24 protein-coding genes are annotated in these 23,486 nt (G+C 68.9%); 8 read left to right on the top strand and 16 right to left on the bottom strand.

The window, feature by feature from the left end:
* Together ON43_RS06530 and guaB are read right to left on the bottom strand one after the other, a co-directional pair.
* Positions 1-479: IMP dehydrogenase (locus tag ON43_RS06530; RefSeq protein WP_040804667.1), on the bottom strand; the 479-nt coding region annotated here is incomplete at its 3' end.
* 80 nt (positions 480-559) lie between these two features.
* On the bottom strand, positions 560-2,104 hold the full coding sequence (gene guaB / locus ON43_RS06525) for an IMP dehydrogenase (RefSeq protein WP_083913201.1): 1,545 nt from the start codon (positions 2,102-2,104) through the stop codon (positions 560-562).
* A 391-nt stretch (positions 2,105-2,495) separates the two neighbouring features.
* On the opposite strand from guaB, the gene ON43_RS06520 reads away from it, so the two are divergent.
* Positions 2,496-2,909, top strand: coding sequence for a DUF5319 domain-containing protein (locus ON43_RS06520; RefSeq protein WP_029923780.1), 414 nt, complete (start codon positions 2,496-2,498; stop codon positions 2,907-2,909).
* Between the two features lie 138 nt (positions 2,910-3,047).
* Here ON43_RS06520 and ON43_RS06515 read toward each other — a convergent pair whose 3' ends face one another.
* The 3 genes from ON43_RS06515 to ON43_RS06505 all read right to left on the bottom strand — a co-directional run bounded on the left by ON43_RS06515 (position 3,048) and on the right by ON43_RS06505 (position 5,828).
* On the bottom strand, positions 3,048-4,160 hold the full coding sequence (locus tag ON43_RS06515) for an anti-sigma-D factor RsdA (protein WP_083913200.1): 1,113 nt from the start codon (positions 4,158-4,160) through the stop codon (positions 3,048-3,050).
* A complete protein-coding gene (locus ON43_RS06510; protein ID WP_040804659.1) occupies positions 4,153-4,734 on the bottom strand; it encodes a sigma-70 family RNA polymerase sigma factor in 582 nt (193 codons plus the stop codon). Before ON43_RS06510 ends, ON43_RS06515 begins: the two co-directional genes overlap by 8 nt.
* 158 nt (positions 4,735-4,892) lie before the next feature.
* The gene (locus ON43_RS06505; protein WP_040804656.1) at positions 4,893-5,828 is read right to left on the bottom strand and encodes a hypothetical protein; all 936 of its coding nucleotides are present in this window, start codon (positions 5,826-5,828) and stop codon (positions 4,893-4,895) included.
* Between the two features lie 610 nt (positions 5,829-6,438).
* On the opposite strand from ON43_RS06505, the gene ON43_RS06500 reads away from it, so the two are divergent.
* From ON43_RS06500 to ON43_RS06485, 4 genes are all read left to right on the top strand, one after another.
* A complete protein-coding gene (locus tag ON43_RS06500; RefSeq protein WP_040804713.1) occupies positions 6,439-6,732 on the top strand; it encodes a WhiB family transcriptional regulator in 294 nt (97 codons plus the stop codon).
* 528 nt (positions 6,733-7,260) lie between these two features.
* Positions 7,261-7,836 carry a sigma-70 family RNA polymerase sigma factor gene (locus tag ON43_RS06495; RefSeq protein WP_040804653.1) on the top strand — a complete coding sequence of 192 codons (576 nt, stop codon included), beginning with the start codon at positions 7,261-7,263 and terminating at the stop codon, positions 7,834-7,836.
* Between the two features lies 1 nt (position 7,837).
* Positions 7,838-8,152, top strand: a complete 315-nt coding sequence (locus ON43_RS06490; RefSeq protein ID WP_245568493.1) for an RskA family anti-sigma factor — start codon at positions 7,838-7,840, stop codon at positions 8,150-8,152.
* 228 nt (positions 8,153-8,380) lie between these two features.
* Positions 8,381-8,635 carry a hypothetical protein gene (locus tag ON43_RS06485; RefSeq protein WP_157513935.1) on the top strand — a complete coding sequence of 85 codons (255 nt, stop codon included), beginning with the start codon at positions 8,381-8,383 and terminating at the stop codon, positions 8,633-8,635.
* An 83-nt stretch (positions 8,636-8,718) separates the two neighbouring features.
* On the opposite strand, the gene groL is transcribed toward ON43_RS06485, so the two are convergent.
* Both groL and groES read right to left on the bottom strand, forming a co-directional pair.
* A complete protein-coding gene (groL, locus tag ON43_RS06480; RefSeq protein WP_040804648.1) occupies positions 8,719-10,326 on the bottom strand; it encodes a chaperonin GroEL in 1,608 nt (535 codons plus the stop codon).
* A 141-nt stretch (positions 10,327-10,467) separates the two neighbouring features.
* The gene (gene groES / locus ON43_RS06475) at positions 10,468-10,770 is read right to left on the bottom strand and encodes a co-chaperone GroES (protein ID WP_033086015.1); all 303 of its coding nucleotides are present in this window, start codon (positions 10,768-10,770) and stop codon (positions 10,468-10,470) included.
* Positions 10,771-11,705: 935 nt separating this feature from the next.
* On the opposite strand from groES, the gene ON43_RS42220 reads away from it, so the two are divergent.
* Entirely contained in the window at positions 11,706-12,860 is a 1,155-nt protein-coding gene (locus ON43_RS42220) for a DUF7159 family protein (protein WP_306304957.1), read from the top strand.
* 204 nt (positions 12,861-13,064) lie between these two features.
* Here ON43_RS42220 and tsaD read toward each other — a convergent pair whose 3' ends face one another.
* The 6 genes from tsaD to dapA form a co-directional block, all read right to left on the bottom strand.
* On the bottom strand, positions 13,065-14,096 hold the full coding sequence (gene tsaD / locus ON43_RS06465) for a tRNA (adenosine(37)-N6)-threonylcarbamoyltransferase complex transferase subunit TsaD (protein WP_040804646.1): 1,032 nt from the start codon (positions 14,094-14,096) through the stop codon (positions 13,065-13,067).
* On the bottom strand, positions 14,093-14,602 hold the full coding sequence (rimI, locus tag ON43_RS06460; protein ID WP_051178016.1) for a ribosomal protein S18-alanine N-acetyltransferase: 510 nt from the start codon (positions 14,600-14,602) through the stop codon (positions 14,093-14,095). Before rimI ends, tsaD begins: the two co-directional genes overlap by 4 nt.
* Positions 14,599-15,309 (bottom strand): tRNA (adenosine(37)-N6)-threonylcarbamoyltransferase complex dimerization subunit type 1 TsaB, encoded by a 711-nt coding sequence (tsaB, locus tag ON43_RS06455; protein WP_040804645.1) that lies wholly within the window; start codon positions 15,307-15,309, stop codon positions 14,599-14,601. The genes rimI and tsaB overlap by 4 nt, the downstream gene beginning before the upstream one ends.
* 94 nt (positions 15,310-15,403) lie before the next feature.
* On the bottom strand, positions 15,404-15,850 hold the full coding sequence (gene tsaE / locus ON43_RS06450) for a tRNA (adenosine(37)-N6)-threonylcarbamoyltransferase complex ATPase subunit type 1 TsaE (RefSeq protein WP_040804643.1): 447 nt from the start codon (positions 15,848-15,850) through the stop codon (positions 15,404-15,406).
* Positions 15,847-16,983: an alanine racemase gene (gene alr / locus ON43_RS06445; protein ID WP_245568492.1), complete on the bottom strand. Its 1,137-nt coding sequence runs from the start codon at positions 16,981-16,983 to the stop codon at positions 15,847-15,849. The genes tsaE and alr overlap by 4 nt, the downstream gene beginning before the upstream one ends.
* Positions 16,984-17,020: 37 nt before the next feature.
* A complete protein-coding gene (gene dapA, locus ON43_RS06440) occupies positions 17,021-17,914 on the bottom strand; it encodes a 4-hydroxy-tetrahydrodipicolinate synthase (RefSeq protein WP_040804642.1) in 894 nt (297 codons plus the stop codon).
* Positions 17,915-17,985: 71 nt separating this feature from the next.
* On the opposite strand from dapA, the gene ON43_RS06435 reads away from it, so the two are divergent.
* Positions 17,986-18,876: a LysR family transcriptional regulator gene (locus ON43_RS06435; RefSeq protein WP_040804640.1), complete on the top strand. Its 891-nt coding sequence runs from the start codon at positions 17,986-17,988 to the stop codon at positions 18,874-18,876.
* Here ON43_RS06435 and ON43_RS06430 read toward each other — a convergent pair.
* Positions 18,842-19,333, bottom strand: coding sequence for a hypothetical protein (locus tag ON43_RS06430; RefSeq protein ID WP_040804638.1), 492 nt, complete (start codon positions 19,331-19,333; stop codon positions 18,842-18,844). The genes ON43_RS06435 and ON43_RS06430 overlap by 35 nt on opposite strands.
* Positions 19,334-19,424: 91 nt before the next feature.
* Entirely contained in the window at positions 19,425-20,954 is a 1,530-nt protein-coding gene (locus ON43_RS06425) for an NAD(P)H-hydrate dehydratase (protein ID WP_040804703.1), read from the bottom strand.
* A 167-nt stretch (positions 20,955-21,121) separates the two neighbouring features.
* Here ON43_RS06425 and ON43_RS06420 point away from each other — a divergent pair, with 167 nt between their 5' ends.
* Positions 21,122-21,547, top strand: a complete 426-nt coding sequence (locus ON43_RS06420) for a cupredoxin domain-containing protein (protein WP_051178014.1) — start codon at positions 21,122-21,124, stop codon at positions 21,545-21,547.
* Between the two features lie 21 nt (positions 21,548-21,568).
* On the opposite strand, the gene glmS is transcribed toward ON43_RS06420, so the two are convergent.
* A complete protein-coding gene (glmS, locus tag ON43_RS06415; protein ID WP_040804637.1) occupies positions 21,569-23,437 on the bottom strand; it encodes a glutamine--fructose-6-phosphate transaminase (isomerizing) in 1,869 nt (622 codons plus the stop codon).
* Positions 23,438-23,486: the final 49 nt, after the last annotated feature.

Raw genomic sequence — 23,486 nt, 5'->3', positions numbered from 1 at the left:
ATGCCCGCCTGCACCAGCGCCGGGGTCAGCGCCCGCGCGTTCTGCGGGCTCACCCGCACCGCGGTGGTGACACCGGCGGCGCGCACCTCGGCGACCGCGGCGGCCAGCAGATCCGGCTGCATCGGCGCGGCGTGCAGCTCCTGCAGCGCCGCGACGGCCGCCTCGGTGCCCTCCTTCTCCGCGATCTCGGTCAGCCGCTGGATCTTGGCGTCCACATCGGCGTGCCGGGCCCACAGACCCTCACCGTTGATGACGCCCAGCCCGCCGGCCTTGCCCAGCTCGATGGCGAACGACGGCGACACCAGGGCGTCGGTCGGGTGCGCCAGGAAGGGGATCTCGAAGCGGTACGCGTCCAGCTGCCACGCCAGCGAGACCTGCTTGGACGAGCGGGTCCGCCGCGAGGGCACGATGTCGATATCGTCCAGCTCGTAGGTGCGCCGAGCCGTGCGGCCCATGCCGATCTCGACCATATCGCGCATCGTTGTTCAGTCCTTTCGAGTTCGGTTGCCAGACATGACAAAACCGGTCCGCGGTACTTCCGCGAACCGGTTCGGTCCGGCTACGAACGAGTGGTGTAGTTGGGAGCCTCGACGGTCATGGTGATGTCGTGCGGGTGCGACTCCTTCAGGCCCGCCGCCGTGATCTGCACGAACTGGGCCGCCTGCAGATCCGGAATGGTCTGCGCGCCGGTGTAACCCATGGCCGCGCGAAGACCGCCGACCAGCTGGTGGATCACCTGGTCCAGCGGGCCGCGGAACGGCACCCGGCCCTCGATGCCCTCGGGCACCAGCTTCTTCTCCGACAGCACGTCGTCCTGGAAGTAGCGGTCCTTGGAGTAGGACTTGGCCTCGCCACGCCCCTGCATGGCGCCCAGCGAACCCATGCCGCGGTAGCTCTTGAACTGCTTGCCGCCCACCAGGATCAGATCGCCCGGCGACTCGGCGGTACCGGCCAGCAGCGAACCCAGCATGACGGTCGACGCACCGGCCGCGATGGCCTTGGCGATGTCACCGGAGTACTGCACGCCGCCGTCGGCGATGACCGGCACACCGTGCGGCTTGCACGCCGCGGTGGCCTCCAGGATCGCGGTGATCTGCGGCGCGCCGACACCGGCGACCACGCGGGTGGTGCAGATGGAGCCGGGGCCCACACCCACCTTCACCGCGTCCACGCCCGCCTCGACCAGCGCCAGCGCACCGGCGCGGGTCGCGACATTGCCGCCGACGATCTGCACCCGGTCGCCGACCTCGGCCTTGATCTTGGAAACCATCTGCAGCACACCGGACTGGTGGCCGTGCGCGGTGTCCACGATGAGCACGTCCACGCCGACCTCGGCCAGCGTCATGGCCCGGTTCCAGGCGTCCTCGCCGACACCCACGGCCGCGCCCACGAGCAGTCGCCCGTCGCGGTCCTTGGTGGCGTTCGGGTATTGCTCGGTCTTGACGAAGTCCTTGACCGTGATGAGCCCGCGCAGCTTGCCCGAGCCGTCCACGATCGGCAGCTTCTCGATCTTGTGGCGGCGCAGCAGGCCCAGCGCGGCCTCGGCGGTGACGCCCTCCTGCGCGGTGATCAGCGGCGCCGGGGTCATCACCTCTTCGACCTTGCGGTCCTGATCGACCTCGAAACGCATATCGCGGTTGGTGATGATGCCGATCAGAATGCCTCTGTCGTCCACCACGGGCAGACCGGAGATGCGGAAGCGCGCGCACATGGCGTCGACCTCGGCGAGGGTGTCATCGGGACGACAGGTCACCGGATCGGTCACCATGCCGGCCTCGGACCGCTTCACGGTCTCGGCCTGCGCGGCCTGCGCCTCGATCGACAGATTGCGGTGCAGCACACCCATTCCGCCCGCACGCGCCATGGCGATGGCCATGCGCGCCTCGGTGACGGTGTCCATGGCCGAACTCACCAGCGGGGTGCGCAGCGAGATGTCGCGGGTCAGCTTGCTGGAGGTGTCGACGGAGCTCGGAATCAGATCCGAGGCCGCCGGCAGCAGCAGCACATCGTCGAAGGTGAGGCCGAGCATGGCGATCTTGTTCGGATCGTCTCCACCCGTATGGGGGCGGGACGTGTTTCGTTCGCCCGTCACGGGACTGCTCATTCGGATCGACCCCTCCTGGCCTCGGCATCGTCCGCCGGACCGGGCACCGGCGGACGCGTGGATGAATGGCAATGCCTGGCGTTTACCACCCGGCCTTTGAAGAACCATGGTATCGGTCCGCGAATTCCGGACCGCATCCGCCCGACCCCGCCTCAGCGGCCCCGACGGCACAGCCTCAGCGGCTTCGACGGCACAGCGTGTGCGGCCCCGACGGCGCAGTGTCAGCAGCCCTTACCGCCATGTCGCAACCGCCACAACCGCTGCGGTTTGTCGGCTATGCCATTAGTGTGTCGACTGCCACGACATCACTGTGTGCTCCGCCACCAGCGAAGTGAGGGCAAATCCCCTTCAGCGCTGGCGCACAAGGGGTGGTTCTGCGTACCGTGGGACTGTGCGTGACCATCTACCACCTGGCTTGCCGCCGGATCCGTTCGCCGGAGACCCCTCCGACCCGTCGGCCGCGCTCGATGCCATCGAGCCGGGGGAGCCGCTGGATCCTCACGAGCGCCTAGCGGTCGAAGAGGATCTCGCCGATCTCGCCGTCTACGAGGCACTGCTGGCCCACCGCGGCATCCGCGGTCTGGTGGTCAGCTGCGAGGACTGTCGACAGGATCACTACCACGACTGGGACATGTTGCGCGCCAACCTCCTCCAGCTATTGGTGGACGGCACGGTGCGACCGCACGAGCCCGCCTACGACCCGACGCCCGAGGCGTACGTCACCTGGGATTACTGCCGCGGCTACGCGGATGCCTCGATGAACGAGGCGCTGCACGGCGACGGCTTCGACGGGTTCGACGTCTGATAATTCGAGAAGGGCCCGCATCCCGAGGATGCGGGCCCTTCTCGTATGTCCGCCGCACGCCTGCGGGGCCGGTTTCATTCATGACAAGCCGCATGAGAAACCGACCGCCGCAGGGCGATCGGGTGAAGCTGGGTGAAGCTAGTGGGTCGGCACCACGACGCCACCGGTCGGCAGATTGAGCGTGGTCGGGACCACCGGTACCGCCGGCGACGCGTGGTCCGCCGACGGTTGCACCGGCGGCGTGCCACCGGCGGTGGTGCCGCCACCGGTATTGCCACCGGTCGGAACCACCACGGTCGTGGTCGCCGGGCCACCGGTCGGCGGGGTCGCCGGTTCGGTCGGCTCCGAAGACGGTTGCGTCGGAACGGTTGTCACCGGCGGCGTGGTCGGCAGCGTCGAAACATTGCCGCCCGTAGACGGATTCGGGTTCGGGCTGACTGCTCGCGGGTCGACCGTGGTCGAGGGATTACCGCTCGGCTCGGTCGGCGGCACCAGGGTGTCCACCGGGGCGGGCGTGGTCGTGACGACCGGCACCTTGGTGGTGGTCGGTGCCAGCGGCTCCAAGGACTTCGCGATCGTCGGCGCCGCCTGCTGCAATTGCACGAACAGTTGCTGCCAGCGATCGGTCAGAACGTCCTTCTTGGAGGAGTCGTTGACGTCGGACGCGTTTGCGGCCGCCTTCTCCAGCGCCTTCTTCGCCTCTTCCGGCTTGTCCTGCGCCAGATACTCCTTCGCCTGCTCCAGGCTGTCGTCCGCCCGCGCGACCACGGTGGACTGGGCCGCCTCGCTGAACACGACCTCCTTGAGCGGCCACAGCGGACCACCGGGATTCGCGTTGTAGGAGAACGCCGTCAGACCGCCGAAGATCAATGCCAACGCCGCAGCCGCGCCCAGAATCGGACGCACCAGCCGTAGTCGCCCCCGGTTCGTCGCACCGATCCGCGCCTGCCGCGCGCCGATCTCCTGATTGACCGCTGCGACAATGGCATCCAGGTCCGGTCCGGCCGGCAACGGCTCGGCCAGGATTTCCGCACGCCAGTCCGCCAGCAGGGCCGCGAGCTGATATTCCTCCGAGGTGCCCGTCTGGACGGGACCGTCGCCGGAGATGGCGTCGATCAGCGCATCGTCGCGTCGCACCGCGGCGATGTCCACCGGCCCGGTATCACCGGACGCCTCGGCGTAGGGACCGCTGTTCTGCGATCCAGGTCGCGCCTTCCAGTCGCCCCGACCGCGCTCGCCATCCCTAGCCATACATTTCACCTGCCCTCGCCACTTGAGACTTGAGTTTCGCGAGTGCCCGGTGCTGGGCGACTCGTATAGCACCCGCCGTACTGCCCACGGCGACTGCGGTTTCTTCAGCCGACAGACCCATGACCAAGCGCAGGATCAGGATTTCCCGATGCTTCTCCGGCAAAGTCGCCAACAGAGCGTTCATCTGTCGGCTCGTTTCGGATTCGAGAGCTCGCTGCTCCGGCCCCTGGTCGGTGGATATGACATCCGGTACTTCGGCCATGGCGTCCGCCTTGTTACGGGCGGAATTTCTGTGGGCGTCCGCGACCTTGTGCGAGGCGATGCCGTAGACGAAAGCCATGAACGGCCGACCCTGATCCTGATACCTGGGGAGGGCGGTCATAACGGCCAGACAAACCTCCTGCGCAACGTCGTCAGCGGAGAGCTGGCCACGTTCGGCCGCTCCGATACGCGCACGGCAATACCGCACCACCAGGGGGCGGATGCTCACAAGTACCTGGGAAAGGGCCGCCCGGTCGCCCTGCGCTGCGGCAGCGACGACAGCGGGATCCAACTCCTCACCCGTGTTGTTCATCGTCAGAGCTGTTCCTGGCGTTTACGAGAGGGCACGGCGGCGGGAGGGCCGGTGCTTCCGCGGAGGGGCGGAACGGTCCAACAATAGCGGCTGGCGCATTCATGCCAGGCGTTACGGGGTGCTTCTCGGGGACGACTCAGGGAAGTCCCCGGGACCCCTCAGGGTCGGCCGAGAACCTCGCTCGCCGAACGCAATCGCCCACCGCGAGCATCCAGCAACCGGGCGCACTCGGCGGCGACCTCGGTTCCGTCACCGGCGGGTTCGACGCCCGAGCGGAGCATGGCGCAGGCCCAGCGCAGGGGTAGCAGCTCGTGTTCGCGACATGCGCGATCGACTTCGGTTGCGAGAGCGCGGGATCGGTCGAGATCACCGGCGGCGGCGCTGGCGGCGGCCAGCAGTAGCCGGGATTTGACTCGATGCCGCAGCGAGGGCGAGTTTTCGGCGAGGGCGACGGCGGCCTCGGCGTGGGCCAGGGCCGGATCGGCGGCGGACGCGAGCGGTTCGGCAGCGGGGTTGACGGCGGGGGCGGAGATCAGTCCGGACCCGGGGGCGGACAGCGCCGTCTCGGCAGACACCCAGTGCAGGCGCAGGCGGGGACGCCACGCACTGTCCGCCTCGCCGAGATGACTGTCGAGGTGCTTTCGGCAACGGTTCAGCAGCCGGGCGGCAAGCGCCGGGCGGAGGGTGCCGAGGGCATCGGCGGCGAGGCCGGTCAACGCGTCGCAAACGGCCTCGGCGCGACGGATATCGGCGGACGTCGTGGCCGGGATCCGGGGGAGGCCGGGGATGGCCGGCAGCACCAGCGCGGCGGCGCGGCCATCCACGCCAGCGGCGTGACTGTGCCAGCCGAGCTGGCGCAGTAGGGAGGCCTCGGTGCTGAGGGTGAACGACAGCAGCACCGGATCGGTAGTGGCGCGGCGGGCGCGGGAGAGTTCGGCGCGCGCGGCCGCATAGTGCCCGGTACCGCCCAGCGCGACCGCCCGCAGCCAGGATTCATGGGCGTCGGCGGGTGTGGGCAACCCGATGGCAGCGCGTTCGGGCGCGGCGCCGAAGGCGGCGTCGGCGAGTTCGGAGTTCACTTCGAGCACAGGCACAGCCGCACTCTAACCAGCGCTCGGGCAAGTGAGGGCAGCCGCCATATCACACTTCCGCAGCTAACCATCAGCATTCACAAGGGGCTTTGTGTTTCCACTCCGTAAATCTGTTCTCGCTATCCGCTAGCACGCCCGTTAGGAATTCGTATGGCGTTTCGCGCTATTAACCTGAACGCCTCGAAGCGGCCATCTCTACCCTACTCAGCACGAGTTGTCCAATGGCTGAGATCACTCTGATCGCGATGCTTGCATAGATCGCGTGACAGGTATTGACGCTCGAAAATGTGCTGCGACCAGGTATTTCGTCGAGTCGGATGGGCTATCACAGCTTGGTCACGCTGTTGGGCAACCGAACAGTATCACCACAGAGAGGCCAGTTTGTAAATAGAGAGGATGTTAATTCTCTAATGCGCAGGTATTAGGCTCGAGCGGAATGTGGCTATTGACTCGATTTCGTTGTTCGACCTAACGTACGACATCGCCATCGTTGGCGTCGCGTTGAATTGCGGAGCCAATGAAGTGCGATCGCCGGGCCACGGCGATGCGGCCACCTGTTTGCCACCAGCACCGCTCGACAATGCCGACGAGCTCGCACCACAAGGAGTTCACCATGCCCATGCCGACCCACCTCCCTGGTCCGAACGCCGACGTATGGGATTGGCAAATGCGCGGTTCCTGCCGCGGCCAGGACTCGTCGGTGTTCTTCCATCCCGACGGCGAACGCGGCCGTGCGCGCTCCCAGCGCGAGCTGCGTGCCAAGGAAATCTGCAAGAGCTGCCCGGTGCTGCTGCACTGCCGCTCGCACGCCCTGAAGGTCAGTGAGCCGTACGGCATCTGGGGCGGCATGTCCGAGACCGAGCGCGAACTGCACGCGCGCCGCACTCGCCGCCGCGTCGTCGCGTAACCGCCTCTCGGGGCTCTCGGGGACTTCGCCCCGAATCCCATTCGACAAGACCCCTTTACGCGAATCCGGACGCTCGGCGGTTCGGGGCGGTGGGTTCGGTTCGGGCGCTTGCCCAGTCGTTCATCGGGCTCGCGGACCGGGTTGCCCCGGTCCGCGAGCAAACCCGCGTGACTGGTGTTCACCAGCGGTGTCGCTGATGCGGGCGGCGGGGTCGGCTCGAGATTTTTCCCATCCGTCCGCGTAGGCGTGCCGAATGTCTAGCAAACACTCGGCACCGCTTGGCGGGGGCCGGTGTTGCCCCGCGCGCCCCGGCGTGTCTTCCATGCCACGATTGCGGCGTTTCGGTGCAAAACGGAAAACCGCTGTGCCACAGTCGCTTTGCCGATACCCCCACCCGAGAGGAGGTCATAGCGGCACGCTACCCTCGTGGCCGATGACACAGAACGGAGCGTTGTGACAACGCGGCCGCCTGCCGCAGAGGGCGACTCGTTCCAGAGTTCGAGGGACGGACGGGTGGAAACACCGAGCGTGAACTCTGCGGTGACGGCGCGCGCAGCCGAAAGTCTCGAACTCGCCGCACTTCTCGAACGTTGCGGGCAGTCGGATCAGCAGGCCTTCGCCGAGCTGTACGACCGCACCAGCGCGCGAGTCTTCGGCCTGGTCCTACGCGTGCTACACGATCCGGGATACGCGGAGGAGACCACGCAGGAGGTCTATCTCCAGATCTGGCGTACGGCATCCAATTTCGACCCGAACAAGGGCTCGGCGGTCACCTGGCTGATGACGCTGGCCCACCGACGCGCGGTCGACAGAGTCCGTGCCGAGCAGGCGCACGCGCAACGCGAAGTCGCCTACGGCACCAGCACTCTCGGTAACGAATTCGATGAAGTCACCGAAGAAGTCGGACGACGGCTGGAGCAGCAGGCGGTACTCGCCGGCCTGGCCACGTTGACCGAGACACAACGGGAAGCCATCTCCCTCGCCTACTTCGGTGGGCGCACATATGCCGAGGTAGCGGCATATCTGGGCGTAGGGTTACCTACCGTTAAGTCCCGTATACGGGATGGCCTGACACGACTCAAGAAAAGTTTGGGAGTGACGTGAGATGAACGAAAGCCAGATCGATCTCGCGCACACTGTCGCGCTCGGATCGATCGGCGACGAAGATCAGCGCGCAGTGGCGGATATCTTGGATACCGACGATTCGGTACTGCGCGCCGCCTTCACCCAGGAAGTGCAGCAGACCCGAGAAGCGCTCGCGCTGGCCGCGTCGACGGTGGCCGTGACGCCACCGCCCGCCCTCCGCGATCGCCTTCTCGCCGCGATAGCTACAGATCCACCCCCGCCGACCGCCATTCACCGCTCCCCCACCCATTTCCACCACGGCAACGGCCGCACCAACCAGCCGGTCCGCGATTAGCCAGCTCTCGAAACTCTCAGGGGCAAGCCCCTGAAACCCCAACCGAGAAGCAGCCGGAGCAAGCCGCCAACACCCCTGCGCCTTTTCGCATGCCTCCGATTCAGGTCGCCCGACCGGTTCTCGATGCCAGCTTTGCCCGTAACACCCACTGCACACCGGGCGATCCGACCAGCAGAACCCCGTGCGCGCCATGAGAATTCATGCCGCCTCAGGATCGGATCGCCCGGTATGCCACTTCCTCCCGTCTACCTCATGCCGCCACCCCGGATCGCGGCACCCCGCGGCCTTTCCACCCTCGGTCACCTGCGCATACTGCTTGGCGTCACCGCGGCGGTCACGCTCATGGTCACCGGCATGGTGATGTTCGCCTATCCCGATGAGGACCAGCCCGCGCACGGGGGCCCCGCCGGGCTCTCGTACCCCGTGGTCTACAAGCCGCTCCCGCCGAACTGGCTGACCCCGACGCCCACCCCAACCCGCTGACGGCTTCGCCATCGACGACGAGGCCCCCGGACGGAATCCGTCCGGGGGCCTCGGGTTCGGCTGGGGTCAGCCGTTATTCAGCCTCAGTGCGAGTGGCCGTGGTGGGCGTCGGCCGGCTCCTCGGCCGGCTTGTCCACGATGGCGGACTCGGTGGTGAGGACCATCCGGGCCACCGAGGTGGCGTTCTCCACCGCCGAGCGGGTGACCTTGACCGGGTCGATGACGCCCTCGGCGACCAGGTCGCCGTAGCTGAGGGTGGCGGCGTTGAAGCCGTCCTTGCCGTCGGTGACCTTGGAGACCACGACCGCGCCGTCGACGCCCGCGTTGCTGGCGATCCAGAACAGCGGGGCCAGCAGGGCCTGGCGCACGACCTCGACGCCGACCGCCTCGTCGCCGGAGAGCGAGTCGCGCAGGGCGTTCAGGGTCGCGGCGGCCTGGACCAGGGCGGTGCCGCCGCCGGGGACGATGCCCTCGGCGACCGCGGCCTTGGCGGACGACACGGCGTCCTCCACGCGGTACTTGCGCTCCTTGAGCTCGGTCTCGGTGGCCGCGCCGACCTTGATGACGGCGACGCCGCCGGCCAGCTTGGCCAGGCGCTCTTCCAGCTTCTCGCGGTCCCAGTCGGAGTCGGTGTTCTCGATCTCCTTGCGCAGCTGCGCGACCCGGCCGTCGATGTCGGCCTGCGAGCCCGCGCCCTCGACGATGGTGGTCTCGTCCTTGGTGACCACGACGCGGCGGGCCTTGCCCAGCACGTCCAGGCCGGCCTCACGCAGGGTGATGCCCAGGTCGGGGTTGACCACGGTGCCGCCGGTGACGATGCCCAGGTCGTCGAGGAACGCCTTGCGGCGGTCACCGAAGAACGGGGCCTTCACCGCGACCACCTTGAGGGTCTTGCGGATCGCGTTGACCACCAGGGTGGACAGCGCCTCGCCGTCGACGTCCTCGGCGATGATCACGACCGGCTTGCCGGATTCCGCGATCTTCTCGAGCAGCGGCAGCAGATCCGGCAGCGACGAGATCTTCTCGCGGTTCAGCAGGATCCACGCGTCCTCGTAGACCGCCTGCATGGTCTCCGGGTCGGTGACGAAGTACGGGGACAGGTAGCCCTTGTCGAACTGCACGCCCTCGGTGATGACGACCTCGGTCTGCAGACCCGAGGACTCCTCGATGGTGACGACGCCGTCCTTGCCGACCTTGGTCAGCGCCTGGGCGACCAGCGCGCCGATCTCCTCGTCGCGCGAGGACACGGTGGCGACCTGCGCGATGGCCTTCTCGCCATCGACCGGGGTGGCGGCGGCGTGCAGGGCGGCGGCGACGGCGTCGGCGGCCTTGCTCATGCCCTTGCCCAGGGTCATCGGGTTCGCGCCCGCGGCGATGTTCTTCAGGCCGCCCTTGATGAGCGCCTGCGCCAGCACGGTGGCGGTGGTGGTGCCGTCGCCGGCGACATCGTTGGTCTTGGTGGCGACGCTCTTGACCAGCTGCGCGCCCAGGTTCTCGAACGGGTCCTCGAGGTCGATGTCACGGGCGATGGTGACACCGTCGTTGGTGACGGTGGGTCCGCCGAAGGCCTTGGCCAGCACGACATGCCGGCCACGCGGGCCCAGGGTGACCTTGACGGCGTCGGCGAGCTTGTCGACGCCGCGCTCCATGGCCCGACGAGCCTTCTCGTCGAACTCGATCTGCTTTGCCATTTACCTACTCCTGAAATGAGTTGGGCCGGAACACACTCCGCCCCGGGGCCGAATTGCTGTATGGGCAGCTACGACTCCGGGGCGGAATCCGGGGGTTCGGGGGCCGAAGCCCCCTCAGAGCCCCGAGAGTTGGTGCGTCCCTTACTTGGTGACGACAGCCAGCAGGTCGCGAGCCGAGAGGATCAGGTACTCGGAGCCGTTGTACTTGATCTCGGTGCCGCCGTACTTGCTGTAGATGACGACGTCGCCTTCCTTGACGTCGAGCGGGATGCGCTTCTCGCCGTCCTCGTCCCAGCGGCCGGGGCCGACGGCGATGACGGTGCCCTCCTGGGGCTTCTCCTTCGCCGTGTCGGGGATGACCAGGCCGGAGGCGGTGGTGGTTTCGGCCTCGTTGGCCTGGACGAGGATCTTGTCCTCGAGCGGCTTGATGTTCACGCTCGCCACGTTGAGCCCTCCACTTTCAGGGGATTCTTCGCGCCCGGGGCTGTTCCCCGGACTCACGGTTTCGGTCTTGTGTGACCCCTGCGCAATCAGCCCCGTCGTCGCGGGTGCCGGGACCCCTGCGTAGTAGTCATCAGCTGGCACCTCAGCACTAAACCGGTGCCTCCTAGCACTCTATACACGTGAGTGCCAGCGCTCAAGGCCGGGCACTGCTACCCGCAACCGCGCGTTACCCGTAACGCCGCTGGACAGGCCCGGTAACTCCGCTGCATAGAGCGACTCGCCGACACGACGGCCCGGGAATCTGAGGGCTTCCAAAGAAATCCGAAAATCTGTAACGTTCGGATAACGGATTGTGACACCATTGACGACGGCCACGCGGCGGGACCGAATCGGTCTCATCACGCGCGCCGTCGAGAGTCACACAACTGCTTCACCCCGCTAACCGCGCGGCCACCCTCCGCGCGGGCTCGAGAAGAGAGCAAGACCGCAAGTGATCAGTGGCAGGTCCGGATGCCCCATCGGACAAGGTCCCGCCGCGATCCGTAGCTCGCCGGATTCGCCCGCAACCCATCGGGCACGTCCGGAGTCCGTTCGAGATGGTCGTCTCCACTGGGACCATCCGCTCGAAGGGAGGTGAACATGCGAACATCCCTCGGCATTTCGGCCGGGAGCGAGGTGGTGTGCTCGGCAACGGTCGCCACCGCGCCCAACGGCGCCCAGAACTTCGATTACCGGGTCGTGACGGCCGATACGGCCCACTCCGACCTCGGTGACCTCGTGGCGTCCTCCATCGAGCTGATGACGACCCAGATCCCGCGCGATGTGGTGCATCCGGTCGGCGCGCATCCGGTCGCCCGGACCGCCGGCCATCACGAGCCGGACCCGGCCCCGCCCGGCGACATCGCCGTCGCCTATCGGGACCGGAACAGGCCCAGATCATCCGCTCGGCCATCGGACGGCAGCGCCACGGCGTCCATCTCATCCCGGAGACCACCGCGGCCCTGGCCTATCTGCGGCACACGGGCCTGCTGGACCGCTGGGACACGGTCGCGGTCATCGATATCGGCGCGACCGGAACCACGGTCACCGTGGCCGATCACGCGGACGACACCGTGCTGCGGTCCGAGCGCACCACCGCCATCGGCGGCAATGCCATCGACGAGCTGATCCTGCAGCACCTGCTGGACTGCCATCTCTCGCGCCGCGGTATCCGGCCCAACCGCGGCATCCTGCTCAATCGCAGCCGTGCGGCCAAGGAGCATCTGTCGGTCGTTCCGGCCGTCACCATCGACCATGTGGCCGGGCAGCCGCTCAAGCTGACCCGGGTGGACTTCGAGGAGATCGTCGCCGATCTGCTCCGGGAGCTGGCGGTGTTCGCGCGCGGGGTGTTCGCGCGAGCCCCGAAGTTCCCGGAGGCGGTCGCGGTGATCGGCGGCGGCGCGAACGTGCCGATCATGGTGGTCGGGCTGGAGCGTCAGCTCGACGTGCCGGTGGTGACCGTGCCGGAGCCGGAGGCCGCGATCGCCAAGGGCGCGGCGCTGGTGGCGGATTCGACCACGCCGAGCGCGTTCCCGGTGATCGGCCTGGGTTCGGACGCGCCGATCGGCACCTTCACCAAGCTGGCGGGCACGCTGGCCGGGGCGATCGTGGTGGTCGGGCTGATCATCGGTTACGGCGTCAAGGAATTCGTGGTGCCCGAACCGCAGAACACGCACTACTCGCCGACCACGACCGGTCCGCAGCAGCCGACGCCCTCGACCAGCCCGTCGACCGGTCCGACCAGCGGCGCGACCAGCGCCAACGGCAATCGGACCAGCCCGGCCGTGCCGCCCACCCAAACCGGTTCGGCCACCGGCGTTCCCACGCTGCCCTCGTCGACCACGGCGCAGCAGCCGCCGCTGCGCCCGGATCCGGACCTACCCCAGATCCCGTTCCCCGCGGACCTGCCCCGCCTGCTGGGTCCGCTGCTCGGCACCACCACCCTGCCGCCCGTCGAAACCGAGCCGAAGATCTCCCCTTCGCCCCGCTCGCACACGAATTCGGGCTCCGGAAATGGCGGAACCGCAACCCTGGTCCGCCCGACCGACTAGCACCAACGAACAACTTCCCGCCGCGACCGGAGCCATGACTCCCGGTCGCGGTCGTGTATCCACAGCCTTGCGAACCCGAAGGCCCGACAGCGCCCCGTCATTCCGGCGCGCTTTTGGCCGGAATCCATTCACATCGGTTGCGGCACGGGCCGTGTGGATCCCGGCCAAAAGCGCGCCGGGATGACAGTGCCGGGCCGCGACGACTCAGAGGTAGCTGGTCGAGACGGGCAGACCCGGGTCGGTGGCCACGGTCAGCGCGGAAGGCCTTGCGCCACCGGCGATCACGTGTGCGCCGAGGGTGGCGATCATGACGCCGTTGTCGGTGCACAGGCGCGGCTTGGGGACGCGCAGGGTGATACCGGCTGCGGTGCAACGCTCTTCGGCCATCGAGCGGATGCGGGAGTTGGCGGTCGCGCCGCCGCCGAGCACCAGGGTGTCGACGCCGATGTCCTGGGCGGCGCGCACGGCCTTCATGGTCAGCACATCGGCGACCGATTCCTGGAAGGACGCGGCGATATCCGGGATAGGCAGCTCGCGGCCTTCGCGTTGTGCCGCTTCGACATAGCGGGCGACGGCGGTCTTGAGGCCGGAGAAGGAGAAGTCGTGGCGCGCGTCGCGGGGACCGGTCATGCCGCGCGGGAAGGCGATGGCGTGCGGATCACCGTCGGCGGCAATGGCATCCAGCACCGGGCCGCCCGGGTAGCCGAGACCGAGCAGGCGCGCCACCTTGTCGAAGGCCTCGCCCGCGGCGTCGTCGACGGTGCTGCCCAACTCGACGATGGGCTGCGCCAGATCGGTGACCTGCAGCAGATGGGTGTGCCCGCCGGAGACCAGCAGCGCGACCGCCGGCGGCATGGGCCCGTGCTCGAGGGTGTCCACGGCCACGTGCCCGCCGAGGTGGTTGAGCGCGTAGAACGGGATATCCCACGCCGCCGCATAGGCTTTCGCGGCCGCGACGCCGACCAGCAGCGCACCGGCCAGGCCCGGACCGATGGTGACGGCGAGCGCGTCGGGCTTGCCGATCCCGGCCGCCGCAAGCGCGCGGCGCATGGCGGGCACGATGGCCTCGAGGTGTGCGCGCGAGGCGATCTCGGGCACCACGCCGCCGAAGCGGGCGTGCTGGTCCACGCTGGAGGCGACCTCGTCGGCGAGCAGTTCGCAAGAGCCGTCGGGCAATCGGCGCACGATGCCGACTCCCGTTTCGTCGCAGGAGCTTTCGATACCCATGACGATCATGACGAGACCTCGGCGTCGGTGGTGAATCCGTCCTGCGGGAACCCGGCCATGGCGGGGCGTCGCATGGTGTACGCGTCCGCGCCGCTGGGCTGGTAGTAGTTCTTGCGCAGGCCGATGATGTGGAAGCCGTGCTTCTCGTACAGCGTGATGGCGGGCGCGTTGTCGGTGCGGACCTCGAGGAACACCGGTCCGCCGCGGCGTCCGGCCTCCAGCAGCAGGGCCTCCAGCAGCAGCGTGCCGATGCCACGCCGATGGTCGGCGGGATCGACGCCGATGGTGTGGATCTCGGCCTCGGGGTGTTCGTCATTGCCCAGCAGCGCGATTCCGGCGTAGCCGACCATGCGGCCCTCGCGGTCGCGCGCGGTGATGTAGCGGTTGTGCGGTCCGGCCAGCTCTGAGAGGAACGAAACCTCGTGCCAGGGATCGTCCTCCGGGAAGAGCACCTGCTCGAGTTCGGCGCAGCGGGAGACGTCGGCCGGCCGCATCGGTTCGATGCGGATGGTCATCGGCCCACCTGCGCGTAACTCTTCTCCACCGCGTCGGGGCGGCGCAGATACAAAGGGACCAGCGGCTCCGGGACGGCGCCGGCGAGAATGTCGCGGGCGGCGACCTGCACCAGGCCCTGCGGGGACGGCGTCTCGACCGGCAGCACGGGCAGGTCGAAATAGTCGACGTGCGAGGCGGATCCGGCGATCACGGTGGCGGCGGCCTGATCCAGATCGGCGGGCTTGCTCACCTCGGGACCCTCGACGCGGGCCAGGGTGTTGCCCTCGCCGATGGCGCGGTAGCGCGCCCAGTACACCTCGCGGCGGCGGGCGTCGGTGACGACCAGCAGTTCGGTCGGCTCGGAGCTCTCGCGCAGGTAGCTCTCGGTGTCGGCGGCGATGGCGTCCAGGCTGCACACCCCGTACACGGGGACGCCGAGCGCGTCGCCGAAGGCGGCCGCGGTGGCCATGCCGACGCGCAGTCCGGTGAACGGGCCGGGCCCGATGCCGGCCACGACCGCGGCGATATCGGCACGGGAGCGCCCGGATTCGGCCAGGCAGGCCAGAATCTGCGGGGTCAGCACCTCGTTGTGCGCGCGAGCGTCCACGGTCACCTTCGCGGTGATCGTGGTGATGCGCGGTGCGTTCGACCCGGGTTGCGCCGGTTCCAGTTCCACCAGTCCCGCTGTGACGGCGGGGGTCGCGGTGTCGACAGCCAATATCAGCATGATTGTCTTTACGATACCGGGTGGTACAGCCCACTCGGCGTGGTGTCTGCCTGCGGGAACTTACTCGCGGATCAGGTGGCTTCCGGTGCGCCCATCAATTCGCGGCGACCCACTCCCATTCGGCGGTGCGCACATCCGACTCCGGTTCGCGGCGCAACTGCACCCGCAGATGGCGGTCGGCCAGGTGTTCGGCCACGCCCAGACCCCATTCGACCACCACGACGGCATGCTCGAGATCGGTGTCCAGATCGAGGGCGTCGAGCTCGTCCAGATCACCGCCGAGCCGGTACGCATCCACGTGCACCAGCGCCACCGCACCCGGATGGGTTCCGGCGCGATGCTGGCGGGCGATGACGAAAGTCGGTGAGCTGACCCGTCCTTCGACGCCCAGCCCCGCCGCGATGCCCCGGGTGAGCGCGGTCTTGCCCGCGCCCAGCGGGCCGTCGAGGATGACCAGATCCCCGGCCTGCAACTGGTCGGCGAGTTCGCGGCCCAGCGCCTCGGTGTCCTCGACGGTGGCGAGCATGCGCTGCTCGGTCATCGGTCACCGCCGAGGTGGGTGCGCACGACGCGGCCGCGCGGGCCGCACACGATCTCGTAGTTGATGGTGCCCAGCGCCTGCGCCCACTCGTCCGCGTGCGGGTGACCGGGCTCACCGCCGAACAGGACCGCGGCATCGCCCGCCGCGACCCCGGCTTCGTTCTCGCCCAGGTCCACCACGATCTGATCCATGCAGACCCGGCCGATCTGCGGGTGGCGCGCGCCGCCCACCCACACCGAGAACTTGCCGCCCAGCGGACGCGGCACGCCGTCGGCGTATCCGGCGGGGACGAGGGCGACCGTGGTGTCGCGCTCGGCGATCCATTCGTGGCCGTAGGAGACGCCCTCACCGGCGGCGACCCGCTTCACCCGCAGCACCCGGGCGCGGAAGGTCATGGCCGGGCGCAGGCCGAAATCGGACAGCTCAGGCATCGGCGACAGGCCGTACACGGCGATGCCGGGGCGCACCATGTCGAAGGCCAGGTCCGGACGGGTCAGTGCGGCAGCGGAATTCGCCAGGTGCACCAGTTCCGGCTCCAGGCCGTGCTCCTTGGCGGTGGCGATGAATTCGAGGAAGCGTTGGCGCTGCATGTCATTGACCGGATGCGCCGGCTGATCGGCCAGCGCGAGGTGGGAGAAGATGGCGCGGAAGCGCACCGTGCCCTCGGCCACCAGTTGCGCGAGCAGGTCGAGGACCTCGGGGAATTCGGCGGCGGGAATGCCGTTGCGGTTGAGGCCGGTATCGACCTTAAGGCTCACGACGGCTGTGCGGCCCAGCTTCCGCGCCGCCGCTGCCACCTCCTCCAGCTGTGCGAGCGAGGAGACCCCGAGTTCGATGTCGGCGGCGATGGCGCTCGTGTAATCGGCGTCGGAGGTGTTGAGCCAGCACAGGATCGGGGCGGTGATCCCGGCCGCCCGCAGCGCCACCGCTTCGGCGGCCGTGGTGGTGCCGAGTTCCCGCGCACCAGCCGCGAGCGCCGCGCGTGCCACTTCGACGGCTCCGTGGTTGTACCCGTCCGCCTTCACGACGACCATGACCGCGGCGTCTCCGGCGTGCTCGGCCAGGATGCGCACGTTATGGGCGATGGCGTCCAGATCGACGAGGATTTCCACCTGCGGGTCGGGCTTGTTCACGCCCTCGATCCTGCCATTGGAACCACAGCGAGTCGGATCACACCCGAATCCCGGCCCGGTGGGCGGACACGACCGACAGGGCCGCGGACAGCGCCTCGGAGCTTGCCGGGAGCAGGGGAAGGCGGACATTCGGGGTGGGGATGCGGCCCTGGGCGGCCAGAACGGCCTTGACGACAATGGGATTGGGCTCGGCGAACAGGGCGGCCGCGAGGGGAGCCAGGCGGTTGCCGAGGTCGCGGCCGCGCGGAAGATCACCCGTGAGCCAGGCGGTGACGAGGTCGGCGTAGGCGGCGGGATCGACATTGGCGCAGGCGAGGATCGCGCCCGAGGCGCCCAGGGCGAGCAGCGGGGCGGCGTAGAGATCGTCGCCCGCCAGGATCGAGGTGTAGTCGGGCAGGCGGCTCAGAAAGGCGATGGTGGTGTCGTCGATGCCGCCGGCGGTGTATTTGAAGCCCGCGACATTCGGCAATTCGGCCAGGCGGCACAGGGTTTCGGCGCCGAGGGTGCGGGAGGTGCGGTAGGGAATGTGATAGATCAGCACCGGGACCGGGCTCGCGGCGGCGAGGGTCCGGAAGTGTTCCACCACACCGGCTTCGGAGGGGCGGTTGTAATACGGGACGACCGCGAGGGCGGCCGTCGCCTGGGGGTCGAGGGCGGTGAGGGCGCGGGCGGAGTCGGCGGTGGCGTTGGAGCCCGCACCGACGATCAGGGCGGCATCGCGCTCGCGGCAGACCCCGGCGCAGATATCGATGACCCGGGCCTGCTCGGCGGCGGTGAGGGTGGTGGGTTCGCCGGTGGTGCCGAGCGCGACCAGCCCGGCCGCCCCCGCGTCGAGGGCCTCGTGGGCGAGGGCTTCCAAGGCGTCTCCCGCCACCTCGTCGGCGGCCGTGAAGGGCGTGACCAGGGGCACGTACAAGCCGGTGAATGTCATGCCCACCAGCCTGGCCGCTCTGATGCGTCAGGTCTATTTCACGTTTCTACCCTCGAGCGTAAGCTCACCTGATGCTGGACGTCCGCCGCCTGCGCCTGCTCCGCGAGCTCGCCCACCGCCAAACCATCGCCGCGGTCGCCGAGGCCCTCACCTACACCCCCTCCGCCGTCTCCCAGCAACTATCGGCCCTCGAACGCGAAGCCGGAGTCCCCCTCCTCGACCGCACCGGCCGCAGCGTCACCCTCACCCCAGCCGCCCTCCGCCTGGTCGACCACACCGAAACCATCCTCGCCGTCCTCGAACAGGCGACAGCCGAACTGGCCTCCACCCGAACCGAACTCACCGGCACCCTCCGAATCGGCGCCTTCCCCACCGCAGTCCACACCATCCTCTCCCCCGCCCTCGTCACCCTCAGCCGAGACCACCCCCTCCTGGAACTCCTCGTCACCGAACTGGACCCGGCCGCCGCCCCCGCCGCCCTCCGCGCCGAAACCCTCGACATCGCCCTGCTCCAGGAATACGACTACGTCCCCCTCGCCCCCGAACCCGGCCTCGACACCGAACCACTGTTCGAGGAAACCATTCACCTCGCCACCCTCGAGCCCGGATCGCTTGCCGCGCAGTCGGATTCCCCTTGGATTGCGGGCACTCCCGGCACCCTGTGCCACGAAATGACCGTCCGCGCCTGCCTGGCAGCGGGATTCAGCCCGCGCATCCGCCATCACGCCGACGACTTCGGCACTGTTCTCGCCCTCGTCGCAGCGGGCCAAGGCGTGGCGCTCGTCCCCGACCTGGGTGCGCTCGCCGTGCCCGCGGGCGTCCGCCTCACCGCGCTGACGGCCCGCCGACGCACGCACCTCGCCTATCGCAGCGGCACCGCCGGGCATCCGGTCGTGACGGCGGCGCGCACCGCCCTGCACGCCGCCGCTACCCCGGGTACCTCGGATACGACGGGCTCGTGATCTTGTCCGGATACAACAGTGCGAGCCCCACGAGGAACCCGACGACTTGGAATCGGACCAGCCACACCACGGCATACCCGACCGCCAGCCGCCAGGGCGGGTTCTCCGCTATCACCATGAGCGCCAGGACGATCGGCACCACGAGCCACAATTCGGCGGCGAATACCGCCATGCCGGGCAGATCCGCCGCCGGGCTGTACCGTGCCAGCACCACGACGACGACCACGAACACCGCGTGGCACACGAACCAGCCGAGCAGATTCGGATATTCCGCATCGAAATCCAGCAGCCGGACGAAGGGCCATCGAGTCGGCTGCCAGTCGTCGCGCAGCCGGTCCCGCCAGGTCTTCCACAGGCCGTCATAGAAGAGCACGCTCATTATGAACAGGGCCGGAACGGCCCCCGCCAGTGCCCAGTACGCCGCATACGAGATGGACTTCACCGCAAGGTCATCCATGACCGAGCCCCCTCCCCGGAGTTCATTCTCCGCGCGACGCGTCGCATCGCCAAGCCACCGAAATCCGGGGAGAGACTCCCCACAGGAGACGTCAGATGGCGAGTTCGCGGAGGGTGCCGATGGCCTCGCGGAGGTGGGAGAGCAAGGGGGAGGCGGAGATCGGGGCGCCGGCGGTGGTGGTGGCGTGGGCGGCGAGATTGGCGGCGAGGGAGTGGGCTCGGGCGGCGGATGCGGCGGCGAAGGCGGGGTGGGAGCCGTGGGCCAGGAGGGCGGCGATGATGCCGGAGAGGACGTCGCCGGAGCCCGCGGTGGCGGCCCAGGAGCCGCCCGCCTCGTTCACGAAGACGGGGCGGCCGGGGGTGGCGATCAGGGTGGACCGGCCCTTCAAAAGGACTGTGACCTGCCAGGATTCGGCGAGTTTGCGGACCGCGGTGACTCGGTCGGGGCCGGGTTCGGAGCCGGTCAGGCGGGCGAATTCACCGGCGTGGGGGGTGAGGACGGTCGGGGCGGTGCGGCCCTGTACCAGGCTCGGCTCGGCGGCGAGGAGGGTGAGGGCGTCGGCGTCGACCACGACGGGCAGATCGGTGGCGAGGATCTCGGCCAGTCGGTCACGGGCGGCCGCGTCGGTGCCCGCGCCGGGGCCGACGACCCAGGACTGGACCCGGCCGGTGGCGGAAATCGATTCGGCGGCGATCACTTCCGGGAAGTGCGCGAGCACCTGGGCCGCACCGGTGCCCGCGTAGCGGACCATTCCGGAGGTGGCGGCGACCGCGCCGCCGGTGCAGAGGATGGCCGCGCCGGGGTAGGTGGCGCTGCCCGCGCAGACGCCGGTGACGCCCTGGGTGTATTTGTCGTCGAAGGGGCCGGGGACAGGCCATTCCTCGCCGACCGTCCGGGGTTCCAGCGCTGCCAGGCCCGGCAGGCCCTCACGTAATCCGATGGGCACCAGTTCGATTCGGCCGCAGTGCGGGGTGGCGAGGGCGTGCACCGGCTTGTACGCACCGAAAGTGACGGTGACGTCGGCGGTGACGGCCGGGCCGGTCACCTCGCCGGTGTCCGGATCGACGCCGCTGGGCAGGTCGGCGGCGATGATCGGGCAGCGCACGCCCGCAACGATTTCGGCGGCTACCGGCCGCAGCGCGCCGCGCCCCGAGATACCGACGATGCCGTCCACGACGAGGTCCGGTTCGCCGAGCAGGTCGCGAACCGGCCAGGGCACCTGCGAGCTGGTGCGCACCTGCAAGACCTGCCCCGGTGGCATTCGGTCCGCGCGCAGTTCCTCCGGGTCGGAGGGAGCGGATACGACTCGGCCGCCCGTCCGGCGCAACGCGGCCAGCCCTTCGGCATGCGCGCGTTCGGGCGACAGCAGGACCGCGCGCACCGCGACACCGCGACGGCGCAGAAACGAGCCCGCCCACAGCGCGTCGCCGCCGTTGTCGCCGGAGCCGACCAGCAGGGCGATCGCGCGTCCGGCCACACCGCCAGTGCGTTCCCGCAGTTCCCGCGCCACCACGTCGGCGAGTCCGAAAGCCGCCCGCCGCATGGGCATTCCGGCCGGTACCCGGGTGAAGAGTTCGGCCTCCATGGCCCTGACTTCATCCGCCGTGTAGTACGCGCGCACCGCCGGTGCGGTCATGGTTCGCCTCCCGGGACTGGACTGTGTGGGCCCGCGGTCGACCTCGGCCCAACCTGCCTGCGCTTCAGGACACTACGCCGGTCGGGCCGGGGCGCAGGTCAGCGCGGGTGCCCGCGAATGGTCGGCTATCGGCGGGGACTAACCTGGCCGACATGTCGATCCGTCGCCAGTCGTCCTCGCGTGCCCCGCTTCTCGTCGCCGTCGTGGCGGGGGCACTAGTGGTCGGGGGCTGCTCGTCGAACTCGGACAAGGCCGCCACCTCCACCACGGCGGCACCGGCGACCACCTCGGCCGCCGCGACCTCCACCGGTCCGGCCGCGGCCGCCGCGGTGACGGTCGAGGTGAAGGACATGAAGTTCTCGCCCGCCGACATCACCGTCAAGGCCGGGGACACGGTGACCTGGAAGTTCGATGATCGCGCGCCGCATGCCGTGCAGGGCATCGGGGATACGGCGCTCGGTATCAACAGCCCGATCATTCACAAGGGCGAGTGGAGCCACACCTTCACGACTCCGGGCACCTACCGGTACCTGTGCCCGCTGCATCCGGACATGAAGGGCACCGTCACCGTTCAGTGACGGCACCCGACCGGTCGAGAGCTATTCGACGGTGACCGACTTGGCCAGGTTGCGCGGCTTGTCCACGTCGTAGCCGCGGGCCTGAGCCACCTCCGCCGCGAAGATCTGCAGCGGAACCGTGGACAGCAGCGGCTGGTACAGGGTTGGGGCCGAGGGGATTTCGATCAGGTGGTCGGCGAAGGGGCGCACGGTGTCGTCGCCCTCTTCGGCGATGACGATGGTGCGCGCGCCGCGGGCCTGGATCTCGCGGATATTGCTGAGCAGCTTGGAGTGCAGCATGGCGCGGCCCTTGGGTGAGGGCATGACCACGAAGACCGGCAGCCCGTCCTCGATGAGGGCGATCGGGCCGTGCTTGAGCTCGCCCGCGGCGAAGCCCTCGGCATGGATGTAGGCCAGTTCCTTGAGCTTCAACGCGCCCTCGAGAGCGACCGGATAGCCGACATGCCGTCCGAGAAACAGCACGGTCGGTACGTGTGCGAACTCACGGGCGATCTCGCGCACCCGCTCGGCCGACTCCAGCACCTGCGCAACGAGTTTCGGCATGGACTCCAGTTCCGCGAACTCGCGCGCCACCTCGTCCGGATACTTGGTGCCGCGCGCCTGCGCCAGCGCCAGCCCGACCAGGTAGTTGGCCGTGATCTGCGCCAGGAACGCCTTGGTGGAGGCGACCCCGATCTCCGGGCCGGTGCGGGTGTAGAGCACGGCGTCGGACTCGCGCGGGATCTGCGCGCCATTGGTGTTGCAGATGGCCAGGACTCGCGCCTTCTGCTCCTTGGCGTGCCGCACGGCCTCCAGCGTGTCGGCGGTCTCGCCGGATTGGGAGATGGCGACCACCAGGGTGGAGCGGTCCAGAACGGGGTCGCGGTAACGGAATTCGCTGGCCAGCTCGACCTCGACGGGCAGCCGCGTCCAATGCTCGATGGCGTACTTGGCCAGCAGGCCCGCGTGATACGAACTGCCGCAGGCCACCACGAAGATCTTGTCGACCTCGCGCAGCTCCTGATCGTGCAGCCGCTGCTCGTCGAGAACGATCTTGCCGTTGGCGAAGTGGCCGATCAGCGTGTCGGCGACGCCCTGCGGCTGCTCCTCGATCTCCTTGAGCATGAAGTAGTCGTGGCCGCCCTTCTCGGCGGCGGCCAGATCCCAGTCGATGGTGAACGGGCGGGTGCGGACACCGTCGGTATTGCCGTGGAAGTCGGTGACCCGGTAACTGTCGGCGGTGATGACGACGGCCTGGTCCTGGCCGAGTTCGACTGCCTCCCGGGTGTGTTCGATGAAGGCGGTGACATCGGAGGCCAGGAACATCTCGCCCTGGCCGACCCCGACCACCAGCGGGGTGGAGCGGCGGGCGGCGACGATGGTGCCGGGATGGTCGGCGTGCGAGAAGACCAGGGTGAACGCGCCTTCGAGGCGGCGGACCACGGAGAGTGCGGAGGCGACGAAGTCACCGGCGGTGTCGCCCTGGGCGTAGGCGCGGGCGACCAGATGCACCGCCACCTCGGTGTCGGTGTCGCTGCCGAGTTCGACCCCGGCCTCCTCCAGTTCGCGGCGCAGCGGGGCGAAGTTCTCGATGATTCCGTTGTGCACCACCGCGACCCGGCCGGTGCGGTCGCGGTGCGGGTGGGCATTGCGGTCGGTGGGCGCGCCGTGCGTGGCCCAGCGGGTGTGGCCCATGCCGGTGGCCCCGGCGAATCGGGCGCTGCCGCCCTCGGCGAGCTCGGCCTCGAGATTGGCCAGGCGGCCCGCCTTGCGTTCCACGGCGAGCCCGCCCGCGCCGTCCAGGATCGCGACTCCCGCCGAGTCGTAACCGCGATATTCCATGCGGCGCAACGCATCGACCACCACGCCGAGCGCATCCCGGTACCCCACATACCCCACGATTCCGCACATGGGCCCATAGCCTAACGGGATAACCCGGATGCACGAATCCGAGTCGATG

It is taken from the genome of Nocardia concava NBRC 100430 (genome assembly GCF_000308815.1).
GTDB lineage: Bacteria > Actinomycetota > Actinomycetes > Mycobacteriales > Mycobacteriaceae > Nocardia > Nocardia concava.
The sequence above is the reverse complement of the archived record's forward strand: the minus strand, read 5'-3'. Positions and strand labels throughout refer to the sequence as shown.

Bases quoted from the DNA above. Each gene is read 5' to 3' on its own strand.
- tsaE (WP_040804643.1), bottom strand. From the start codon at position 15,850: ATGACCGAGCAGCGCATGCTCGCCACCGTCGAGGACACCGAGGCGCTG.
- tsaB (WP_040804645.1), bottom strand. From the start codon at position 15,309: ATGCTGATATTGGCTGTCGACACCGCGACCCCCGCCGTCACAGCGGGA.
- rimI (WP_051178016.1), bottom strand. From the start codon at position 14,602: ATGACCATCCGCATCGAACCGATGCGGCCGGCCGACGTCTCCCGCTGC.
- groL (WP_040804648.1), bottom strand. From the start codon at position 10,326: ATGGCAAAGCAGATCGAGTTCGACGAGAAGGCTCGTCGGGCCATGGAG.
- ON43_RS06430 (WP_040804638.1), bottom strand. From the start codon at position 19,333: ATGGATGACCTTGCGGTGAAGTCCATCTCGTATGCGGCGTACTGGGCA.
- ON43_RS06490 (WP_245568493.1), top strand. From the start codon at position 7,838: ATGAACGAAAGCCAGATCGATCTCGCGCACACTGTCGCGCTCGGATCG.
- guaB (WP_083913201.1), bottom strand. From the start codon at position 2,104: ATGAGCAGTCCCGTGACGGGCGAACGAAACACGTCCCGCCCCCATACG.
- ON43_RS06515 (WP_083913200.1), bottom strand. From the start codon at position 4,160: ATGGCTAGGGATGGCGAGCGCGGTCGGGGCGACTGGAAGGCGCGACCT.
- ON43_RS06485 (WP_157513935.1), top strand. From the start codon at position 8,381: ATGCCACTTCCTCCCGTCTACCTCATGCCGCCACCCCGGATCGCGGCA.
- ON43_RS06500 (WP_040804713.1), top strand. From the start codon at position 6,439: ATGCCCATGCCGACCCACCTCCCTGGTCCGAACGCCGACGTATGGGAT.
- ON43_RS06435 (WP_040804640.1), top strand. From the start codon at position 17,986: ATGCTGGACGTCCGCCGCCTGCGCCTGCTCCGCGAGCTCGCCCACCGC.
- glmS (WP_040804637.1), bottom strand. From the start codon at position 23,437: ATGTGCGGAATCGTGGGGTATGTGGGGTACCGGGATGCGCTCGGCGTG.
- ON43_RS06420 (WP_051178014.1), top strand. From the start codon at position 21,122: ATGTCGATCCGTCGCCAGTCGTCCTCGCGTGCCCCGCTTCTCGTCGCC.
- dapA (WP_040804642.1), bottom strand. From the start codon at position 17,914: ATGACATTCACCGGCTTGTACGTGCCCCTGGTCACGCCCTTCACGGCC.
- ON43_RS06510 (WP_040804659.1), bottom strand. From the start codon at position 4,734: ATGAACAACACGGGTGAGGAGTTGGATCCCGCTGTCGTCGCTGCCGCA.
- tsaD (WP_040804646.1), bottom strand. From the start codon at position 14,096: ATGATCGTCATGGGTATCGAAAGCTCCTGCGACGAAACGGGAGTCGGC.